This window comes from Vibrio mytili (assembly GCF_000830505.1).
Taxonomy (GTDB): Bacteria; Pseudomonadota; Gammaproteobacteria; order Enterobacterales; family Vibrionaceae; genus Vibrio; species Vibrio mytili.
Genome location: NZ_JXOK01000019.1, coordinates 106,114 through 124,859, shown reverse-complemented (window position 1 = coordinate 124,859; position 18,746 = coordinate 106,114). Strand labels below are relative to the sequence as shown.

Here is an 18,746-nt window from a genome sequence, read left to right as displayed (position 1 = left end):
TGCCGAGTTAGGCGAAGAACCAGAGTTGTTGAAGAAGATGCGCTAGCATCAATGGCAGATGAATCTGTACCGGAGCCAGTTGAACCTGATGCTGAAAATCGTGCAGATATTGAGTCTAAAGTCGACGTTCAAGACGAACTCAATATTGCGGAGCCTACGCCTGCCGAGTTAGGTGAGGAACCAGAGATTGCTAAAGAGGATGCATTAGCATCTATGGTTGGCGAGCCTGAACCGGAGCAGGTTGGGGCAGTCAATGAGGAAAGTGCAACTGTAGAATCAACGGCTGAACAGGAAGCAGAAGATGAGCTTAGCTTCGACGATATCGATCTTCCAGAGTTCGATGAAGAAGATGCATTAGCTTCCATGGCGGATGAACCTCAATTTGTAGATTCAGAGAATGACGACGTTCCTCAAGCCGCGGATGAGGAGTTCAACTTTGATGAAAACGATTGGCCTGAGTTCAACGAAGAAGATGCGCTCGCTTCGATGCAAGACACGCCTTCTCCGGAACCACAAAGTGTTAGGTCGAGCCTTAAAGCTGATAATGACCAAGACGCTTTGTTTGAAGTCTTTGCTCAGCAACGTGATCTTGACAGTGATCAAGCACAACACACACCAGAAGCGACAAAAGCAGATGAAGATTTAACCTCAAACGATTATCAGAATGAGACAATGGCGAGCTTGTTGTCTGAAGATGATCCATCTCCAACGTTTAACGGTAAGTTAGACAGCGAAACCATCGCTAGTGCAGGTATGGACTTTGAGACCATGCTGGACGTAGGAGACGATTGGGAAGGGTTTCAAACGCCGTCGCACATCGAAGAGACGGTAAGCGAAAGTGATGATGTTCCGGAAGACCAACGTGATGTATGGCGTTCCGCTGATACTTTACCTCATCCTGAAATTGCTGAAGAAAACTGGGCGGAGCAAGATGACCTAGAAGACTTCGATGCTAAGAAAAGCCAGTTTATGACCATTGATGAGTTGATGGCTCAAGTAGACAAACAGGGTGGGGAGTTTGAAGAGGAAGAGCTCAAACTTGATGTTGGCCTCAACGAATTCCCCGATGTGATTGGTGAGTTCGGCGATGTGGATGTTGATACCAATTCGGAAGCGAGTGGAAAACTCGATTTGGCTAAAATTTATTTAGAAATGAATGACCATAAAGGTGCGATAAAATTGTTAGAAGAGGCGATTGTTTATGGTGAAGATGATATTCGCCGTGAAGCAAAACAGCTGATAGACGCGATTAACGGTCGATAAATCAAGAAGGGTAGCTGGAGCTACCCTTTTTTGTATATACTTCTCGACCCATTTTAGAGTTCGTAGGTTGAAATGAGAATCGCATTAGGTATCGAGTATAACGGTACAAATTACTTCGGCTGGCAACGGCAAAGAGAAGTTCAAAGTGTTCAAGAATCGTTAGAAAAAGCATTGTCCATCGTTGCAAATCACCCTGTAGAAGTGCAATGTGCGGGAAGGACAGATGCGGGGGTTCATGGTACAGGGCAAGTGGTTCATTTTGATACCAATGTAAATCGAAAAATGGTGGCTTGGACGATGGGAGCAAACGCAAACATGCCAGGTGACATTGCGGTACGTTGGGCAAAAGAGGTCTCAGATGATTTTCATGCGCGATTTTCTGCAACGGCCCGCCGGTACCGCTATATCATATTTAATCACGCGTTGCGGCCAGGAATCTTAAGTACAGGTGTAAGTCATTATCATGGAGATTTGGACGAGAAGAAAATGCACCAAGCGGGGCAGTTCTTGCTCGGTGAAAATGATTTTACGTCTTTTCGTGCAGCGCATTGCCAATCGCGTAGCCCATTTCGCAATATCATGCATCTGAATGTTACGCGGCATGGTAATTATGTTGTAATAGACATCAAAGCAAACGCGTTTGTACACCATATGGTGCGTAACATCACTGGAAGCTTAATTAAGGTTGGCAGGGGTGAAGAGCAGCCTGAGTGGATTCAGTGGTTATTAGAGGCGAAAGACCGCAAGCTTGCGGGGGCGACGGCAAAAGCAGAGGGGTTATATCTGGTCGATGTGGACTATCCACACGAATTTGATTTACCTTGTGAGCCAATCGGCCCGTTATTTTTACCAGATAATTTGAACTAACTTTACAAACTTGCTTCAAAATATCGGTAGCTTACACTGAAAGGGTGCGATTACGACCCGCTAGACCAAGTATCTTAAGATTCTTTGGGTCAAATGAAATAGGTACAACCAGTTTTTTATCTACAGTAGCGCCGAGATATGGTTTAATCCTTCGGTAATTATGTCGAATTTATTTCTTTCGCAATGAGGCGGAAGAATTGAGAGAAAAGGTCTTCCATGAGTTGGCTTGAAAAGATTTTAGAGAAAAGCAACATCGTAACTTCACGCAAAGCTTCGATTCCAGAAGGTGTGTGGACTAAATGTAGTTCTTGTGAGCAGGTGCTATACCATGCAGAGCTTGAACGTAACCTAGAAGTTTGTCCGAAATGTAACCATCACATGCGTATGAAAGCGCGTCGTCGATTGGAAACGTTTTTAGACGAAGGCAATCGTGTGGAATTGGGGAGCGAGCTTGAGCCACAAGATAAGCTGAAGTTCAAAGACTCCAAGCGCTACAAAGAGCGTATTTCTGCTGCTCAGAAGAGTAGTGGAGAGAAAGACGCTTTGGTTGTTATGCAAGGTGAGCTTCTAGGTATGCCAATCGCTGCATGTGCGTTTGAATTCTCCTTTATGGGTGGTTCAATGGGTTCTGTCGTTGGTGCTCGTTTTGTTAAAGCGGTTGAGTCAGCGATTGAAAATAATTGTGCATTGGTGTGCTTCTCAGCAAGTGGCGGTGCACGTATGCAAGAGGCGTTAATGTCTCTAATGCAGATGGCGAAAACCAGTGCGGCTCTTGAGCGTCTATCTGAAAAAGGCTTGCCGTTCATCTCGGTTTTGACTGACCCGACAATGGGTGGTGTTTCTGCGAGTTTAGCTATGTTGGGTGACATCAATATTGGTGAGCCTAAAGCATTGATCGGCTTTGCAGGCCGTCGTGTCATTGAACAAACAGTACGTGAAGACTTACCTGAAGGCTTCCAGCGTAGTGAGTTCCTTTTAGATCATGGTGCGATCGATATGATTGTTGATCGACGCGAAATGCGCCAACGTGTGGGTGGTTTAATCGCAAAAATGACCAACCATTCTTCTCCATTGGTAGTTTCTGTGAACGAATCTCCAAATGAAGAACCATATTCTGTACCAGAAGCGGACGAAAAAGGGTAAAGTAGCGTCTAACATAAAACCAAGAAATTAATGGTTATAGTTAGATGAACCAGAACTCAATTCCTCAAGCCACATCATCATTAGAGGTGTGGCTTGATTATTTAGCGAATATTCACTCTTCAGCAATCGATTTAGGCTTAGACCGTGTCCAAGCGGTAGCAAAAAAAGCCAAGCTTACTAAACCCGCCCCTTGTGTTATTACCGTCGCAGGAACCAACGGCAAAGGTTCAACCTGTGCGCTAATGGAAGCGATTCTATTAGATGCGGGTTATTCAGTAGGCGTCTACAGTTCTCCTCACTTAATACGTTACAACGAACGTGTTCGCATTAATGGCGTTGACGTTGAAGACGAAAAACATTGTGCAGCGTTTGATTATGTTGAAAAACAGCGCGGTGAAATCAGCCTAAGTTTATTTGAATTCGGCACACTGGCAGCATTACGCATATTCCAAGCTGAAAATGTTGATGTAGTGCTGCTCGAAGTCGGGCTCGGTGGCCGTTTGGATGCGACCAATGTCGTTGACCATGACGTCTCTGTTATCACCAGTTTGGCCGTCGATCACGTTGACTGGTTAGGCGACGATATTAATGTCATTGGGTTTGAAAAAGCGGGAATTTATCGTGCGGGTAAGCCAGCGATTTGTGGCCAGCCAACACCACCAGCGACCGTGGCGGCCCATGCAGATGACATCGGTGCTGAGTTTTTCCAGGTCGGTATTCAATTTGACTACCAGCGGACAGGTAATGGGTGGCAATGGACCTCTGGCGCATTTGCTTTAGACGATCTACCATTGCCATCACTTCCGTTACCTAATGCCGCGACAGCCTTAATGGCGTTAGGTGCATCGGAATTGCAAATCACTGACATAAATATTGTCAATGGCTTGAATAATGCTCAGCTTGCAGGGCGAATGCAGGTGCTGAAAAGCGAACAAACCATCGTACTCGATGTCGCACATAACCCACATTCCGCAGAATATTTGACAGAAAAAGTGAAGCAGCAGTATGCGGGGCGAAATATTCACGTCGTGGTTGCCATGCTGCATGACAAAGACATTAAAGCAACAATTAAGGCATTAACACCTATCGCGACTCATTGGTACCCAGCCTCTCTGCAAGGTCCACGAGCGGCAACTGCCGCTGAACTGTGTCACTACTTACCAGTAGGGCAAACTCAGTTCGAGACACCTGTAGACGCGTTTGAAAGCGCATTATCCGATGCCAGCCAAGATGATGTCGTTTTGGTCGTAGGTTCCTTTCATACTGTGGGTGAGGTGTTGGAGCATTGGCAGTCAAAAAATAAGTAATTAAAGGTAATTGGATGGCAAGTAAATTTCAAAGCCGTTTAGTCGGTACCATCATATTGGTAGCAGTCGGAGTGATTGTTTTGCCTGATGTCTTAGATGGTCAAAAACTGCACTATAAAGAAGAATTTGCCAGTATTCCTATCAAACCAGAACTTGATAGTGAAGTGGAAAATTTTGAGATTCTTGATCCTGTTGAAGATGATATCTCGTTGCCAGAGTCTCCCGTAGAGGCGGTGGTGCACGAGTCCGAAGAGCCATCGGCGGTTGCATCGATGAATGAGCGTATTCCTGAGCCAGAGTCCCCATCTCGACCTAAACACGTTACTCAGCCTGAACCTGTTGAAGTCGTCACTCGTCAAGTTGAAGAAAAAAACCAGTACGAGGATTCGGGATGGATCATTCAACTGATGGCGTTGAAGAATCATGAAAATGCTGAAGCGCTCGTCGCGGACCTACAAAAACGTGGTTACCAGGCCCATACGAAAAGAGAGAATGACTTTACACGTGTGATTGTGGGGCCAGATGTATCCAAAAGTAAACTTGAAAGACAAGTTCAAGAATTACAAAAAATTACAGGCTCCAAAGGTCAATTGCTTAAATTTAAGCCATTAAATCCATAAGAAAACGTTTGCGTCGGCATTTTTTCTGTTAAAATGCGCGCCAACTTAAGATGAAGAAAATATGAATTGGTTAGATTTTGTCATTTTAGGGGTGATCGGCTTTTCAGCTTTGATCAGTTTAGTTCGTGGCTTTGCAAAAGAAGCATTGTCGTTAGTGATTTGGTTTGGAGCCTTTTTTGTCTCCAGCAACTACTACGCGAAGTTGGCGGCGTACTTCACCAACATCGAAGATGACATGTTTCGGAACGGAGCGGCGATAGCGGCATTGTTTGTCGCGACTTTAATTGTTGGCGCAGTGGTGAATTACGTCATTGGTCAATTGGTACAAAAAACAGGGTTGTCAGGTACAGACCGTATTCTAGGGGTTGTATTTGGTGGCTTACGCGGAGTGTTAATTGTTTCCGCGATTTTGTTTTTTATGGATGCGTTTACTGCATTCCCAAGCTCGGATTGGTGGAAAGAATCACAGTTGATCCCAGAGTTCAGCCGTATCATTGCCCCATTCTTCGAGCATTTACAAGCAACATCGAGTTTTTTGTCTGGCACTCTCTAGTAGTGCAGCTACTGTCGCAAATCGAGGATTAGGACATGTGTGGTATTGTTGGAATCGTGGGCACAACGCCTGTAAACCAGTCTATTTATGACGCGTTAACGGTGTTACAGCATCGTGGCCAAGATGCCGCTGGTATTTGTACCATAGAAAGCAATCGTTTTCGTCTGCGTAAGGCGAACGGTTTGGTCAAGGATGTGTTTGAAGCAAAACACATGCAGCGTTTGCAAGGTGAGGTTGGTATCGGTCACGTTCGTTATCCAACTGCTGGTAGTTCAAGCGCTTCAGAAGCACAACCTTTCTACGTTAACTCTCCTTTCGGTATTACACTTGCCCACAACGGCAACTTGACTAACGCGAACGAAGTTCGTCAAAAGCTGTTTGAAAAAGACCGTCGTCACATTAACACGACATCAGATTCAGAAGTGCTGCTTAACGTACTCGCCCACGAAATTGATTCCGTGAAAGGGAATGTCACTACGGAAGACGTGTTTCGTGCTGTGACCAACGTACACCGTACAATTCGTGGTGCTTATGCTGTGACGGCGATGATCATTGGCCATGGTATGATTGCATTTCGTGACCCTAACGGTATCCGTCCGCTCTGCTTAGGTAAGCGTGAAGAAAATGGCAGAACCGAATATATGGTTGCGTCCGAATCAGTTGCTCTTGATGCGGTTGGTTTCGATTTTGTGCGTGACGTAGCACCTGGTGAAGCGATTTACGCGACCTTTGACGGTGAGCTGTTTACCAAACAGTGTGCCGATCGTCCGACTCTAAACCCATGTATTTTTGAGTTTGTTTACTTTGCTCGCCCAGATTCATTCATCGATAAGATCTCGGTTTACAGTGCTCGTGTTGAAATGGGTAAGAAGTTGGGTGAACGTATCTGTGAAGATTACTCAGACCTAGATATTGATGTGGTTATCCCAATCCCTGAAACCTCTTGCGATATTGCCTTGCAAATTGCTCAGGCCATCAACAAGCCATATCGCCAAGGTTTTGTTAAAAACCGTTATGTTGGCCGTACGTTTATTATGCCTGGTCAGCAGCAACGTAAAAAATCCGTGCGCCGCAAATTGAACGCGATTCGTTCGGAGTTTAAAGACAAGAACGTTTTGTTGGTGGACGATTCCATTGTTCGTGGCACCACCTCTGAGCAAATCATTGAGATGGCACGTGATTCTGGTGCAAATAAAGTCTTCATGGTTTCTGCCGCACCTGAAGTCCGTTTCCCTAATGTGTATGGTATTGATATGCCAAGTGCGACAGAGTTAATTGCTCATGGTCGCGACAACGAAACGATTTGCAAAGCGATTGGCGCTGATGCCCTAATTTATCAACGACTGGAAGATTTGGTTGAAGCGGTTGGCCTTGGCAATCAAGATATCACTCAGTTCGATACATCGGTCTTTAATGGCCACTATGTGACGGGAGATATTGACCAGAAATATCTCGATTTTCTGGATGGTTTACGCAATGATGATGCGAAAGTTCAACGCGAGATTCAGCAAGATTTAGCCAACTTAGAATTGCATAACGAAGGCGCGTAACGGTACATACTGTTTCAGCCTTTAATAGTAAACCAGAGCCGAGGCTCTGGTTTTTTGTTATGACTTAACCCATTTACCTCGGGGTAATGGCTTACTGCATTTTGTACGCAATGACATAGTCAATGAAAAGACGTACTTTCTCTGGCAAGTGATCTTTGTGGTTATACAGCATGTAGATATCGCGGGGGTTGGCACTCCATTCAGGCAGCACACGTACTAATTCCCCTCTCTCAATATACTCTTTGATCATCACGTCAGGCATAAGTGTAATCCCTAGTCCGTCAGAGCAACTGCTACGCACGACGTTGAGCGCATTAGCTTGAAAGCGGCCACGGTCGACGTTCACCACAGATTCGCCTTCACCGTTAATGAGCGTCCATTTAATCAATGGGTAGCCTTTTAACAGCGAGTGGTTTGACAATTCTTCTGCGTGTTCTGGCGCGGGGTTTGAACTTAAGTACTCAGGGCTAGCAACCAGAATATCTTTTACACCACCGACCTTACGAGCTATCAGACTAGAGTCGCGCTGAGGCCCAACCCGAAAAATGACATCCCATTCAGTTGGATCAAGCTTATCGGCATTGTTTTCCGTTGTTAGTTCAATAACGATATCGGGATACTTTTTCATAAACCCATTCAACATCGGCATCATCATACGCTTGGTTAAGTTAGACGGTGTCGATATTTTTATTCTCCCTGATGCCCCATGACAATCGTCTGTGATTTCCTCGGTTGCGGAAGTCAAGCGTTGCAATAAAGGAGAACATTCGTGATAAAAGCGTTCCCCTGCTTCAGTAAGAGATAGTTTTCGCGCATGACGGTTAAGTAGGCGAAGATCGACGGAGTCTTCTAATGCTTGAATGCGTCGGGTTATGGTCGCAACCGGAATCATGGTTTTGCGCGAAGTTGCGGTGTAGCTCCCATTTTCGACAACCAGTCGAAATAGGTTGAGATCATCTAATTTCATATTTCCAGACACAGCGAGTTACCATAAAAGGTTAATTTATAATTAAATTTGTAATTAAAGTTTGCTTTAAGTCAACATGTTGCATTTATTTGACCATAGCACACGCGCTTGAGCAAATTAAGAATGCATTTTTGAACGCAGATTGACCACTAATCTAATATTTGTATAAACGTCTTTTTAAGGCTACGTTTTATAACGAGGCGAAACAGTGTGGGGTCTTGCTGCGTATTGTTTCACTGCAAATATACACAATAAGAATAATAACAGTTTGAAAAATCGTTTTTTGACAGAGCTTTGTGAGGTGTAAAGGTATGTTTAAGACTCACAGTCAAACGGCAAGGGTGTCGGTACAGGAAGCGGTTGATCACAAGCTAGTCATGCTAGTGGATGATGATCGTGTTTTTCGTAACGTAACTCGTGCTTATTTAGAAAGTCAGGGTTTTAAAGTAGTAGAAGCTGAAAATGGCCTAGAGGCTCTTCAACAACTTAGGAAATGTCAGCCCGATCTTGTTTTGTGTGATTTGTCTATGCCGGTGTTGAACGGTATAGAACTTGTTGAAGAAGTGAGTTTAGAGTATCCGTCGATACCATTGATCGTGGTATCTGGCACTGATGAAATGTCAGACGTCGCGAAAGCGTTACGTTTTGGTATTAAGGACTTCCTCACAAAACCTATAGGTAACTATAAACATTTATCTCAAGCCATTGAAAATACGCTTGAGGATTCGGATGCGCACTTTTCTGAACAACGCGACTTTTCAAGTCAGTGGTTCAGGGTCGACGATGGGGGGGAAATTCCCGACGAGCAAGAACTGCACTGGCATTTAGACTTTTTGTACCAGAATCCGAGTGCCGCCAGAGACCTCTTGCATGCTTTACTCCCAGAGAAAGATGCGTCTCTAGGTGATTGGCGGTGCTCTTACCGACTGCTTCAGTCGACCGATGTGATGCCATTAGTCTTTGATTATCGCTGGCTGATGAATGGACAGTTCGCTTTCTATCTGGTTGATTCCGCATCTCAGGAAAACGGAGGAGTGGCGACCCCTCTTTTAGTTCGAGCCTTGTTTGATGATTACTTGAGGAACTTGAGTAGCTTAAATGCCGACTTAAAAGACATGACCGCTATCATGGAAAAAGGCATCCAATGCTCAAAATGTGCGGGTCCTGTTAATGCGGTATTTGGACTGGCTGATTTTGCGTCATCCACGGTGACCATTTTACCTGCCGGGTTGGATAGTCAATGGGTCGGTGGTGATACTCGTCAACACATTGAAGCGGGTAATCGTTTAGGTGATGGCAGTATGAGAAACTTTATCACAAGGGATCTTTCGATACACGACAGTGGACGACTCTCAATTGGTTGTCTTGGTTCATCGAGTTTTAGCCTGAGTATCGAACGACGAGACGAATAGAATAAATCGACGAATAGAATAGGGTGTCCAATAAACCAAGTGACACAGTGAACTTAAAACAGCGCAGGAGCGCTGTTTTTTTGTGGTTTCTGAGTTATCGTCGTTACATTTAAGTGGGGGATAAACCCCTTCTTTTTGTCTGTGTTTCACTGACGTAGTTTAAGGTATAGTTTGCGTTCAAACAATAATGACCCATTTATGCAACGAACATTTAACGCTGCATTGTGTTGGGAAGTAAAGTCAACGTAAACAAAAGAGAATAAACTTCATGGCAGACAAAGAATTTAAAGAGCCTTATAATCTATTTTACTTTTTAGGTTTTATTGTGGCACTAATGATCCCAACATTACCTGCAACGCTAACCTGGCTTCGTGTAATGAATGGTTACACAGGCTTTTAATTTAGCTCTAGGAGTTCACCATTTATATTAAGCGCGTTTTGTTCAATATTGTTGGTGGACTCTGCATTGCACTCGGCGTTGCGGGATAGTCCTACCTCTTGTGCCCACCACTCCATTTATTCTTCTAGCGAGTGCGTGTTTTATGCGTGGCAGCCCCGCATTTCATCACTGGCTACACTGTCATCCAACTTTTGGTCCAGTTTTGCATAATTGGCAACAACACAAAGCCGTCTCTCCTAAAGTCAAACGGCGTGGTGCCATTTTTATTGCGCTGAGTTTTACGGTTTCAATTCTCGTTGTTCCTCACGGGTGGTTAAAGCTTGGCCTTTTTATGATGCTGATCTTTTTACTCACCTTGTTTATGCGCCTACCTGTGATTGAGTTGGTTGCTGATAGGGAAGAAAATCACTAAAATCGGTAAGAATAGTGTGCCCGCTCTTGGAGTGGGCGTTTGTTTTTTCAACGCTTGTGACTTTTTAAGAAAGTAAATGCATAGCGATGGAAACCTATTGTTTGTCGCCCTCATATACAGATTTTAGAGGGCAACGAGCCAATCTAAGTAAATCGGTATTATGACTACAGAAACAATTTCACTGATCAAATCCAGCATCAAAAGCATCCAAGATTACCCTAAGCCAGGCATTCTGTTTCGTGACGTAACGAGCTTGCTTGAAGACGCCAAGGCGTACCAAGCGACGATCAACTTGTTGGTTGAGCGTTATAAAGACATGGGTTTCACCAAGGTTGTAGGTACAGAAGCACGCGGCTTCTTATTTGGTGCGCCACTCGCTCTTGAGCTAGGCGTTGGTTTTGTTCCAGTTCGCAAACCCGGAAAACTACCTCGTCCAACGATTGCTCAAACTTATGAGCTCGAGTACGGCATGGACACATTAGAAATTCATACCGATGCTATCGTAGAGGGTGACAAAGTATTGGTCGTTGATGATTTGCTCGCGACTGGTGGTACCATTGAAGCAACAACAAAACTGATTCGTCAATTGGGCGGTGAAGTTGAACATGCAGCCTTTGTCATTAATCTACCAGAAATCGCAGGTGATAAACGTTTAGAAGCATTAGGTCTAAATGTATACAGCATTTGTGATTTTGAAGGACACTAATATATTCAATGAGTTATTTAGCTTTAGCGCGTAAATGGCGTCCTCATCAATTTGACCAAGTCGTAGGGCAAAAGCATGTGCTTACGGCTTTGGAAAATGCGTTGGCGCAAAATCGATTGCACCATGCGTATCTGTTTAGTGGTACCCGTGGTGTGGGGAAAACCAGTATCGGCCGTTTGTTCGCCAAAGGGTTGAACTGTGAAACTGGTATTACCGCCACGCCTTGTGGCCAGTGTGATACGTGTCGTGAGATTGATGAAGGTCGATTTGTTGATCTATTGGAAATAGATGCAGCCTCACGCACTAAAGTTGAAGACACTCGTGAACTGCTGGATAACGTTCAGTACAAGCCAGCGCGTGGGCGGTTCAAGGTCTATCTTATTGATGAAGTCCATATGCTGTCGCGACACTCTTTTAATGCGTTACTGAAAACGCTGGAAGAGCCACCAGAGTATGTGAAGTTTTTGCTCGCGACAACGGATCCGCAAAAACTGCCTGTGACGATTTTGTCACGTTGTCTTCAGTTCCACCTTAAGCCAATCAGTGTTGATGATATTCACCAACAACTTGATCATATACTTGAGCAAGAGCAAGTCTCAGCAGAGCCGAAAGCGCTAGGTATGATATCCCATGCCGCTGATGGCAGTATGCGCGATGCGTTGAGTTTAACTGACCAAGCAATTGCGTTGGGTAATGGCACGATTCAAACCGATATCGTCAGCCACATGCTAGGGACGATCGATACAGATCAAGCGATTCATTTGCTTGAGTCGATCAGCAGTAAGCAGCCTCAACAAGCCATGGATAAAATCCAACAACTGGCGTCTAACGGTGTTGAGTGGGATGGTTTGTTGCAACAAGTTGCAACTCAGCTGCACCGTATTGCGATGTATCAAGCTTTGCCATCAACCTTAGATCGTGCGCAGCCTGATGCGGAAAAAATAGAACTGTTGAGTAGGGCGCTTAACCCGCAAGATGTTCAATTATACTACCAGATTGCGTTAAAAGGTCGTGAGGATCTGACGTTGTCACCGAATGGTCGCGTTGGCATGGAAATGATCGTACTGCGCATGATGGCATTTCGATCAGCAGTGAATAACGGTGCGAATATTATTGCCTCATCTTCGCAACCGCAGGTGTCGTCTGAGTCGAAGACGAACACGGTATCAAAGGATCAGCAAGCTCCAATTCAGCAATCTCACGTGAATCCAGGAAGCATGCAATCTGACTCTCGCTTTGCAAGTGAGTCAGTGACGTCAAATCATTCAGAGCCTGTTGGTGATTCTCGCCAAACTCATCCAGAGCAGCCCCTATCGGGTGGCGATATGGGAATGCCACAGTATGATATGGCACCACCATTGAGTGAAAACCCGGCACCTCAGCCACAAGAGCAGCCGCTGGTTCAAGAGAGTAAATCAGCGCCTTCTCGAGGGGGGAGCGGTTTACGCCATCAATTACGCTCACAGCGTCAGGGGTTGCAACAAAGTGGAGCTCAGACGGAGAGCACACCTCAACAAAGTGGTGGGTCAAAAAAGCCTAAAGCGGCATCAGCACAACCAGAATCGGTCATTGATCGGTTAGCGCAATTGCATGGCAATTCCGCGCAGGTGTCGCCAAAGGTTTCGCCGAATAAGGAAGAGCCAGTTGTCGAAGAAGCGTATCGCTGGCGTCCAAGTAAAGTGGCAGAGACCAAAGTAAATACGCAACTTACACCTACGCAGTTGAAGCAAGCGCTTGAACATGAAAAAACGCCAGAAATGGCCCAGAAGCTGGTGGATGAATCGTTAGCATTAAATGAGTGGGCGAAGTTAATCAGTTTGATGAACACGCCTAAATTAGTCGAACAACTTGCGCTAAACTCACATTATAGTAAAGACGGAACTACGGTATCGTTAATATTAAGAAGTAGTCAGGCGCATCTTAATACAGATAGAGCTCAAGCTGATCTGCACAATGCGCTAAGCGACATCCTCGGTGAAGAGTGTCACCTAAGCATTGAAGTCGGTGACGGTGGTGAAACACCGCTGGAGCTAAGAGATCGACTCTATCAAGAGAAATTGCAGCAAGCATTAAACAGTTTGGAAAACGATACAAATGTACAATTTATCGAAAGACGATTTGCTGCTGAACTCGATAAAGATAGTGTGCGTCCTATCTAATAATTGAATGGAATGGGGTTGAAAACGTAGAGTGAGCACCCCATTAATTGATTCAACACCTCATTAAACCAGAGAGAAAAACATGTTTGGTAAAGGCGGTATGGGTAACCTAATGAAGCAAGCCCAGCAAATGCAAGATCGCATGCAAAAGCTTCAAGAAGAAATCGCGAATATGGAAATAACTGGCGAGTCTGGTGCTGGTCTAGTTAAAGTGACAATCACTGGTAGCCACAGTGTACGTCGAGTTGATATCGACGAAAGCCTTATGGAAGATGACAAAGAGATGCTTGAAGACTTGATTGCAGCAGCATTCAATGACGCAGCTCGTCGTGTCGAAGAAACACAAAAAGAAAAGATGGCTTCAGTTACTGGCGGTATGCAGCTACCACCAGGCATGAAAATGCCTTTCTAAATCAGCGAATTTCTTAATTAAGCGGATTCTAAATGCGTACCAGTCATATGCTGGAGCAATTGATGGAGGCCTTACGTTGTCTGCCTGGGGTGGGTCCCAAGTCGGCACAGCGTATGGCCTTTCATTTGTTACAGCGTGATCGAAAAGGCGGTCTGCAATTAGCAGATGCGTTGAGTCAGGCCATGACAGAAATTGGTCATTGTACAGAGTGTCGGACCTTCACTGAAGAAGAGGTTTGCCACATTTGCTCTAACCCTAAACGTCAAGAAAACGGTCAAATTTGTGTTGTCGAAAGTCCGGCAGACATCGCAGCTGTGGAGGCAACGGGTCAATATTCAGGAAGGTACTTTGTACTGATGGGGCATTTGTCTCCATTAGATGGAATAGGGCCTAGTGATATTGGTTTAGATGTTCTGGATTATCGCTTGAGACGTGGAGACATCACAGAAGTTATCTTGGCGACGAATCCGACCGTGGAGGGAGAGGCGACGGCACACTACATCGCTGAGTTATGTCAAGCGCATAACGTGGAGGCCAGCCGAATTGCCCATGGTGTCCCTGTTGGAGGAGAGCTGGAACTGGTTGATGGTACTACTTTGTCTCACTCACTGATGGGACGACATAAAATTTAGTCACTGTACAGTAGAGAGTATGAGCAAAGAATAGCAAAAAGCCGTTGAACTTGGTTTCAACGGCTTTTTATTTTAGATGTATTTTCGACCCTAGAAGGTTTTCCATTAAGTACGTCAGTCACATCAATTGCGTTGTTTTTTGAAGCCCTAGCGGTGTACTCTGCTGGACAGTGATTGCTGTTTCTTAGTCTTCAGAATCCGCCGCAAGCAGATTCTTGTAGATAACGGCACCTAGCACACCACCAATAATTGGAGCAACCCAGAACAGCCACAACTGAGCAACTGCCCAGTCACCGACATACAGTGCAACACCCGTACTGCGCGCTGGGTTAACAGAAGTATTTGTGACAGGAATACTGATTAAGTGAATCAACGTCAGACACAAGCCGATTGCGATAGGACCGAAACCTTGAGGCGCGCGTTTATCGGTAGCCCCCATAATGACAATCAAGAACATCATGGTCATCACCACTTCTGTGACTAGCGCAGCAAGCATCGAATATTGACCCGGGGAATGCTCACCATAACCATTGGATGCAAAGCCTGATGCCGCGATGTCAAAACCCATTTGGCCAGCCGCAATGACATAAAGAATTCCGCCCGCGATAAGGCCACCCACCACTTGCGCTATGATGTAAGGCACAACCTCTTTACTCTCAAAGCGACCGCCAGCCCAAAGGCCGACAGTAACCGCTGGATTTAAATGACAGCCTGAGATATGGCCGATGGCAAATGCCATGGTCAGAACGGTTAAACCAAAAGCCAAAGATACCCCTAAGAGACCAATACCAACGTCTGGGAACCCAGCTGCTAACACAGCGCTACCACAGCCACCAAGAACCAGCCAAAACGTACCAAAAACCTCTGCTAAATACCTATTCATCTTATTTCCTATCTGAAAGTTGAATAACTAGAAGAACATAGTTCAGAATTGTCAGGTAAGCGTGAGGCATCGCACAAAAAAATGGTATGTTATATCCTTTTTACAGCTCCGTCTTAGCTGTGAGACTGGTAGGCGGCAAACAACGTTCAAAAACAACGTCTAAACAGGTAGTTGCGTATTAAAATTTATGTCAGTTGCTCTAATTCAGAGATGTTTCTGAGTGCGTCCTGATTGCTTTTACCACAGATGATAGGGCACGGTTTGAATTCATGGCACACTTTTGGTCGTTCGGGTTGACCAAAGAGTTTACATAGATTGTCTTCATTCAACTGGATACAGCGAACGCCAGCTGGTTTACCATCTGGCATACCTGGTATTGGAGAAGATATGCTGGGTGCGATACAACACGCTCCACAGCCTAGCCGACAATCCATCATTCAAACCTCTTAGAAAATTCAGGGGGCAATTATGGTCATTTTTTCACAGATTGGAAGGGGAGAAAGAAAATAAGCTGAGCGTCACTAGCGTCAAAACGTATGTCGCAACCAACTCAGCTTATTAATGGGTGTGGTTATCTTAGAAAGCGGTTGTAAACAAATAGAAGAATAAACGAGCCAAGTGTTGCGGTAACAACGCTACCCACATTGACGCCCGTTGCGCCGCCGAGACCAAGAAATCCGCCAAGAAATCCACCGACGAACGCTCCTGCGATACCAAGTAGCATCGTTGCAATCCAACCTCCGCCATCTTTACCCGGCATCAACCATTTTGCTAGTGCGCCAGCGATCAAGCCCAAAATAACCCAAGATAGGATTCCCATGTCAGTTCCTTCATTTATATATTTGATTATGACTCCAAAGTTGTGAACAATACTTTGAAGTTACATGACGATATTGCCAGATATCAAAATGTAGAACACTAAAACAAAAATAGCGAAATTCTGGTCGTTTTATTCATAGTAAAAGCAATCTCTTCTCAATACTTGAACTTTATTCATGACAGGGGTATAAATCGCCCCCTAATTCCCACAATGAGAAACACGGTATGAATACTCCATTTTGGCAAAGCAAACCCTTAGAGCAGATGAGTGAAGAAGAGTGGGAATCTCTTTGTGATGGTTGTGGTAAGTGCTGCTTGCATAAATTGATGGATGAAGACACGGATGAAATTTACTACACTAATGTGGCGTGTAGTTGGTTGAATACGAAGACATGTGCGTGTAAAGATTATCCGAACCGTTTTAACTCAGATGAAGAGTGCACAAAGCTAACACGAGAGGATATCGATGATTTCACTTGGTTACCTCATACGTGCGCTTACCGTTTATTATCCGAAGGCCAGCCTTTACCAGAGTGGCACCCGTTAATTACGGGATCCAAATCTGCTATGCATGCTGCTGGTGAGAGTGTGCGAAATAAAGTCGTATACGAAATTGATGTGGTCAATTGGGAAGACCACATTTTGAACCATCCTGATAGATAATCAGAATAACGTTTTTATGCTCGCACACGCTTAGTTGTGCTTGGATGCATCTTGACCGAAATATTACACCCGTCATTATCCGCTTAACGTTATGATGGCTCGGGCGTAATATTAGACAGCTTATATTGCGCTATTGAACTTTCGTCTTAATGAGGTAAGCATGACGTTTTATCCCCCAATCAAAACCCGCCTGTCATTGTGGCTGGTAGTATTCTCAATTCTATTCGGTGTATTTAGCCCACAGTTTGTTCATGCGACTGAAGCAAGTGGCGACGTGACTCAAACCAGTAATGTTCAAGATGGTGAGGCGCAAACAGAAGCACCAGAAGAACTCTCCGCTGAAGAGATTGCGATTAACGCGTTAGGTCGAGAGATGATTGAACTGTCGGAAGCGTCTAAGCTAGCGACTGGCGATGAACGTGATGCTTTGCAATTGCAGCTTTTTCAAAAAAATGAAGAGTTGAGAAAACAACTGGCATTAGCTATTTCACACCAATCAATGTCAAATCAAAAGTTGGTTGATTTAGTTAAAACCCAACAAACGTACTCAGACGGTGCGGTTGATTACATGCTTGAGAAAATAAAGTCATCAGCTGATGAGCTAAATGAAGCGAAAGACGAAGAAAAACTGACTTTAATCAACGCTTATCGTCAGGCTCAAACTTATCTTGATGATAGCTTTGAATCTAGCTGGCAAAACCTTAACTGGTTAAAAGCGCTTGATGCTCAAGACAAGCGTGCAGAAGATAAACTAAAAGACAGTTTAGACAAGCGAATGCAGTTACAGTCAGCGTCGATACAGTTTTTAACCAAAAAAATCAATATTATAGAGACGCAGCTTTCTGCAAGCCCTGAATCAGAAAAAGCAACGCTGCAACTCAACCAGCTAATTATTAAGCAAAGGCTGGATATTGTTACGGACAGTTTGAGCCGTCTGGTTGAGCTTGGGGATAAAGTTGGACTAGAAACTTCAGAATATAAGCGTCAAGTATTTGAAGCAACAGGCAGTATTAGTCACTTCTTACTTAACGGCAAAGTGGTTTTGTCTATCTTGAGTCACTGGTCGAGTACAGCGGTTGATTGGTTAGGGGAAAATGCACCGCAGCATCTTTTCCAATTGTTCGTATTTTTCCTAATTTTATTGGTTGCACGAGCACTTGCAAAGCTGACAAGAAAAATCGTCAAAAGGACGGTTGCCTCAAAGAACTTAAAACTGTCTCAGTTAATGCAGGAGTTCTTTATTTCGATGTCCGGAAAGTTCGTATGGGTTATTGGTATCATGGTCGGTCTGTCTCAGATCGGCTTAAACCTTGCCCCGATACTGACTGGTTTCGGTATTGCCGGTGTGATTATCGGTTTTGCGTTACAAGATACGTTGTCGAACTTCGCCGCTGGTATGATGCTGCTGATTTATCGTCCATTTGATGTCGGAGATTTTGTTTACGCTGGTGGCGTGGACGGTAAGGTTAGTCACATGAGCCTGGTTAATACTACGATTCGTACCTTCGATAACCAGATCATTATTGTACCGAACAGTAAAATTTGGGGAGACGTTATTAAAAACGTTACCCATGAGCGCATTCGTCGAGTCGATATGGTGTTTGGCATCGGTTATGCGGATGACCTGCTGAAAGCAGAACAGGTACTAAATGACATTGTGAACTCTCACCCTGCAGTACTACGTACACCAGAGCCAAACATCAGAGTGCATACGTTGAACACGTCATCGGTTGACTTTATTGTCCGTCCTTGGGTGAAAACTGATGATTACTGGGACGTATATTGGGACATGACGAAAGAAGTAAAATTGCGCTTTGACCGAGAAGGTATTTCTATTCCTTTCCCACAACAAGATGTGCATTTGCATATGGTAGAGCAAGCCAAACAAGACGCATAATTAAACCACATCACCATACATAAACGCTCCAAGGGGGCGTTTAAATGTATTAATATACGCATCAACAACTATCGACTCAGA

The 18,746-nt window shown here is 44.6% G+C and carries 19 protein-coding genes and 1 pseudogene; 16 read left to right on the top strand and 4 right to left on the bottom strand.

What is annotated here, in order from left to right:
- The 7 genes from SU60_RS07240 to purF all read left to right on the top strand — a co-directional run.
- Positions 1-1,263, top strand: a 1,263-nt coding sequence (locus SU60_RS07240; protein ID WP_280806700.1) for a FimV/HubP family polar landmark protein, incomplete at its 5' end; no start/stop codon positions are given.
- Positions 1,264-1,335: 72 nt separating this feature from the next.
- Positions 1,336-2,130 (top strand): tRNA pseudouridine(38-40) synthase TruA, encoded by a 795-nt coding sequence (gene truA / locus SU60_RS07235; RefSeq protein ID WP_041154931.1) that lies wholly within the window; start codon positions 1,336-1,338, stop codon positions 2,128-2,130.
- 216 nt (positions 2,131-2,346) lie between these two features.
- The gene (gene accD, locus SU60_RS07230) at positions 2,347-3,273 is read left to right on the top strand and encodes an acetyl-CoA carboxylase, carboxyltransferase subunit beta (RefSeq protein WP_041154930.1); all 927 of its coding nucleotides are present in this window, start codon (positions 2,347-2,349) and stop codon (positions 3,271-3,273) included.
- Positions 3,274-3,317: 44 nt separating this feature from the next.
- Positions 3,318-4,580 carry a bifunctional tetrahydrofolate synthase/dihydrofolate synthase gene (folC, locus tag SU60_RS07225; protein WP_041154929.1) on the top strand — a complete coding sequence of 421 codons (1,263 nt, stop codon included), beginning with the start codon at positions 3,318-3,320 and terminating at the stop codon, positions 4,578-4,580.
- Positions 4,581-4,594: 14 nt separating this feature from the next.
- Positions 4,595-5,200 carry an SPOR domain-containing protein gene (locus SU60_RS07220; protein WP_041154928.1) on the top strand — a complete coding sequence of 202 codons (606 nt, stop codon included), beginning with the start codon at positions 4,595-4,597 and terminating at the stop codon, positions 5,198-5,200.
- A 61-nt stretch (positions 5,201-5,261) separates the two neighbouring features.
- Complete coding sequence (locus SU60_RS07215; RefSeq protein WP_041154927.1) at positions 5,262-5,753, top strand: CvpA family protein; 492 nt, start codon at positions 5,262-5,264, stop codon at positions 5,751-5,753.
- Between the two features lie 35 nt (positions 5,754-5,788).
- Positions 5,789-7,303 (top strand): amidophosphoribosyltransferase, encoded by a 1,515-nt coding sequence (purF, locus tag SU60_RS07210; protein ID WP_041154926.1) that lies wholly within the window; start codon positions 5,789-5,791, stop codon positions 7,301-7,303.
- A 91-nt stretch (positions 7,304-7,394) separates the two neighbouring features.
- On the opposite strand, the gene SU60_RS07205 is transcribed toward purF, so the two are convergent.
- Positions 7,395-8,270, bottom strand: a complete 876-nt coding sequence (locus SU60_RS07205) for a LysR family transcriptional regulator (RefSeq protein ID WP_041154925.1) — start codon at positions 8,268-8,270, stop codon at positions 7,395-7,397.
- A 311-nt stretch (positions 8,271-8,581) separates the two neighbouring features.
- Here SU60_RS07205 and SU60_RS07200 point away from each other — a divergent pair, with 311 nt between their 5' ends.
- From SU60_RS07200 to recR, 7 genes and pseudogenes are all read left to right on the top strand, one after another.
- Positions 8,582-9,682 carry a response regulator gene (locus tag SU60_RS07200; protein WP_041154924.1) on the top strand — a complete coding sequence of 367 codons (1,101 nt, stop codon included), beginning with the start codon at positions 8,582-8,584 and terminating at the stop codon, positions 9,680-9,682.
- Positions 9,683-9,950: 268 nt separating this feature from the next.
- Positions 9,951-10,082 (top strand): hypothetical protein, encoded by a 132-nt coding sequence (locus SU60_RS22585; RefSeq protein WP_041154923.1) that lies wholly within the window; start codon positions 9,951-9,953, stop codon positions 10,080-10,082.
- Positions 10,083-10,129: 47 nt separating this feature from the next.
- Positions 10,130-10,494 (top strand): annotated as a pseudogene (locus SU60_RS07190) (YbaN family protein).
- 160 nt (positions 10,495-10,654) lie between these two features.
- The gene (apt, locus tag SU60_RS07185) at positions 10,655-11,200 is read left to right on the top strand and encodes an adenine phosphoribosyltransferase (RefSeq protein ID WP_041154921.1); all 546 of its coding nucleotides are present in this window, start codon (positions 10,655-10,657) and stop codon (positions 11,198-11,200) included.
- An 8-nt stretch (positions 11,201-11,208) separates the two neighbouring features.
- Positions 11,209-13,359 (top strand): DNA polymerase III subunit gamma/tau, encoded by a 2,151-nt coding sequence (gene dnaX, locus SU60_RS07180; protein WP_041154920.1) that lies wholly within the window; start codon positions 11,209-11,211, stop codon positions 13,357-13,359.
- Between the two features lie 82 nt (positions 13,360-13,441).
- Positions 13,442-13,771: a YbaB/EbfC family nucleoid-associated protein gene (locus tag SU60_RS07175; protein ID WP_041154919.1), complete on the top strand. Its 330-nt coding sequence runs from the start codon at positions 13,442-13,444 to the stop codon at positions 13,769-13,771.
- A 32-nt stretch (positions 13,772-13,803) separates the two neighbouring features.
- The gene (gene recR, locus SU60_RS07170) at positions 13,804-14,403 is read left to right on the top strand and encodes a recombination mediator RecR (protein WP_041154918.1); all 600 of its coding nucleotides are present in this window, start codon (positions 13,804-13,806) and stop codon (positions 14,401-14,403) included.
- A gap of 184 nt (positions 14,404-14,587) precedes the next feature.
- On the opposite strand, the gene aqpZ is transcribed toward recR, so the two are convergent.
- From aqpZ to SU60_RS07155, 3 genes are all read right to left on the bottom strand, one after another.
- Positions 14,588-15,286, bottom strand: coding sequence for an aquaporin Z (gene aqpZ, locus SU60_RS07165; RefSeq protein ID WP_041154917.1), 699 nt, complete (start codon positions 15,284-15,286; stop codon positions 14,588-14,590).
- 185 nt (positions 15,287-15,471) lie between these two features.
- Positions 15,472-15,720, bottom strand: a complete 249-nt coding sequence (locus SU60_RS07160) for a YkgJ family cysteine cluster protein (protein ID WP_041154936.1) — start codon at positions 15,718-15,720, stop codon at positions 15,472-15,474.
- 137 nt (positions 15,721-15,857) lie between these two features.
- Complete coding sequence (locus tag SU60_RS07155) at positions 15,858-16,106, bottom strand: GlsB/YeaQ/YmgE family stress response membrane protein (protein WP_041154916.1); 249 nt, start codon at positions 16,104-16,106, stop codon at positions 15,858-15,860.
- Positions 16,107-16,330: 224 nt separating this feature from the next.
- Here SU60_RS07155 and SU60_RS07150 point away from each other — a divergent pair, with 224 nt between their 5' ends.
- A complete protein-coding gene (locus SU60_RS07150; RefSeq protein ID WP_041154915.1) occupies positions 16,331-16,768 on the top strand; it encodes a YcgN family cysteine cluster protein in 438 nt (145 codons plus the stop codon).
- Between the two features lie 160 nt (positions 16,769-16,928).
- Positions 16,929-18,665 (top strand): mechanosensitive ion channel family protein, encoded by a 1,737-nt coding sequence (locus SU60_RS07145; protein ID WP_041154914.1) that lies wholly within the window; start codon positions 16,929-16,931, stop codon positions 18,663-18,665.
- Positions 18,666-18,746: the final 81 nt, after the last annotated feature.

Excerpts from the sequence above, each read along its gene's own strand:
- truA (WP_041154931.1), top strand. The coding sequence starts at position 1,336 with ATGAGAATCGCATTAGGTATCGAGTATAACGGTACAAATTACTTCGGC.
- accD (WP_041154930.1), top strand. The coding sequence starts at position 2,347 with ATGAGTTGGCTTGAAAAGATTTTAGAGAAAAGCAACATCGTAACTTCA.
- folC (WP_041154929.1), top strand. The coding sequence starts at position 3,318 with ATGAACCAGAACTCAATTCCTCAAGCCACATCATCATTAGAGGTGTGG.
- SU60_RS07220 (WP_041154928.1), top strand. The coding sequence starts at position 4,595 with ATGGCAAGTAAATTTCAAAGCCGTTTAGTCGGTACCATCATATTGGTA.
- SU60_RS07215 (WP_041154927.1), top strand. The coding sequence starts at position 5,262 with ATGAATTGGTTAGATTTTGTCATTTTAGGGGTGATCGGCTTTTCAGCT.
- purF (WP_041154926.1), top strand. The coding sequence starts at position 5,789 with ATGTGTGGTATTGTTGGAATCGTGGGCACAACGCCTGTAAACCAGTCT.
- SU60_RS07205 (WP_041154925.1), bottom strand. The coding sequence starts at position 8,270 with ATGAAATTAGATGATCTCAACCTATTTCGACTGGTTGTCGAAAATGGG.
- SU60_RS07200 (WP_041154924.1), top strand. The coding sequence starts at position 8,582 with ATGTTTAAGACTCACAGTCAAACGGCAAGGGTGTCGGTACAGGAAGCG.
- SU60_RS22585 (WP_041154923.1), top strand. The coding sequence starts at position 9,951 with ATGGCAGACAAAGAATTTAAAGAGCCTTATAATCTATTTTACTTTTTA.
- apt (WP_041154921.1), top strand. The coding sequence starts at position 10,655 with ATGACTACAGAAACAATTTCACTGATCAAATCCAGCATCAAAAGCATC.
- dnaX (WP_041154920.1), top strand. The coding sequence starts at position 11,209 with ATGAGTTATTTAGCTTTAGCGCGTAAATGGCGTCCTCATCAATTTGAC.
- SU60_RS07175 (WP_041154919.1), top strand. The coding sequence starts at position 13,442 with ATGTTTGGTAAAGGCGGTATGGGTAACCTAATGAAGCAAGCCCAGCAA.
- recR (WP_041154918.1), top strand. The coding sequence starts at position 13,804 with ATGCGTACCAGTCATATGCTGGAGCAATTGATGGAGGCCTTACGTTGT.
- aqpZ (WP_041154917.1), bottom strand. The coding sequence starts at position 15,286 with ATGAATAGGTATTTAGCAGAGGTTTTTGGTACGTTTTGGCTGGTTCTT.
- SU60_RS07160 (WP_041154936.1), bottom strand. The coding sequence starts at position 15,720 with ATGGATTGTCGGCTAGGCTGTGGAGCGTGTTGTATCGCACCCAGCATA.
- SU60_RS07155 (WP_041154916.1), bottom strand. The coding sequence starts at position 16,106 with ATGGGAATCCTATCTTGGGTTATTTTGGGCTTGATCGCTGGCGCACTA.
- SU60_RS07150 (WP_041154915.1), top strand. The coding sequence starts at position 16,331 with ATGAATACTCCATTTTGGCAAAGCAAACCCTTAGAGCAGATGAGTGAA.
- SU60_RS07145 (WP_041154914.1), top strand. The coding sequence starts at position 16,929 with ATGACGTTTTATCCCCCAATCAAAACCCGCCTGTCATTGTGGCTGGTA.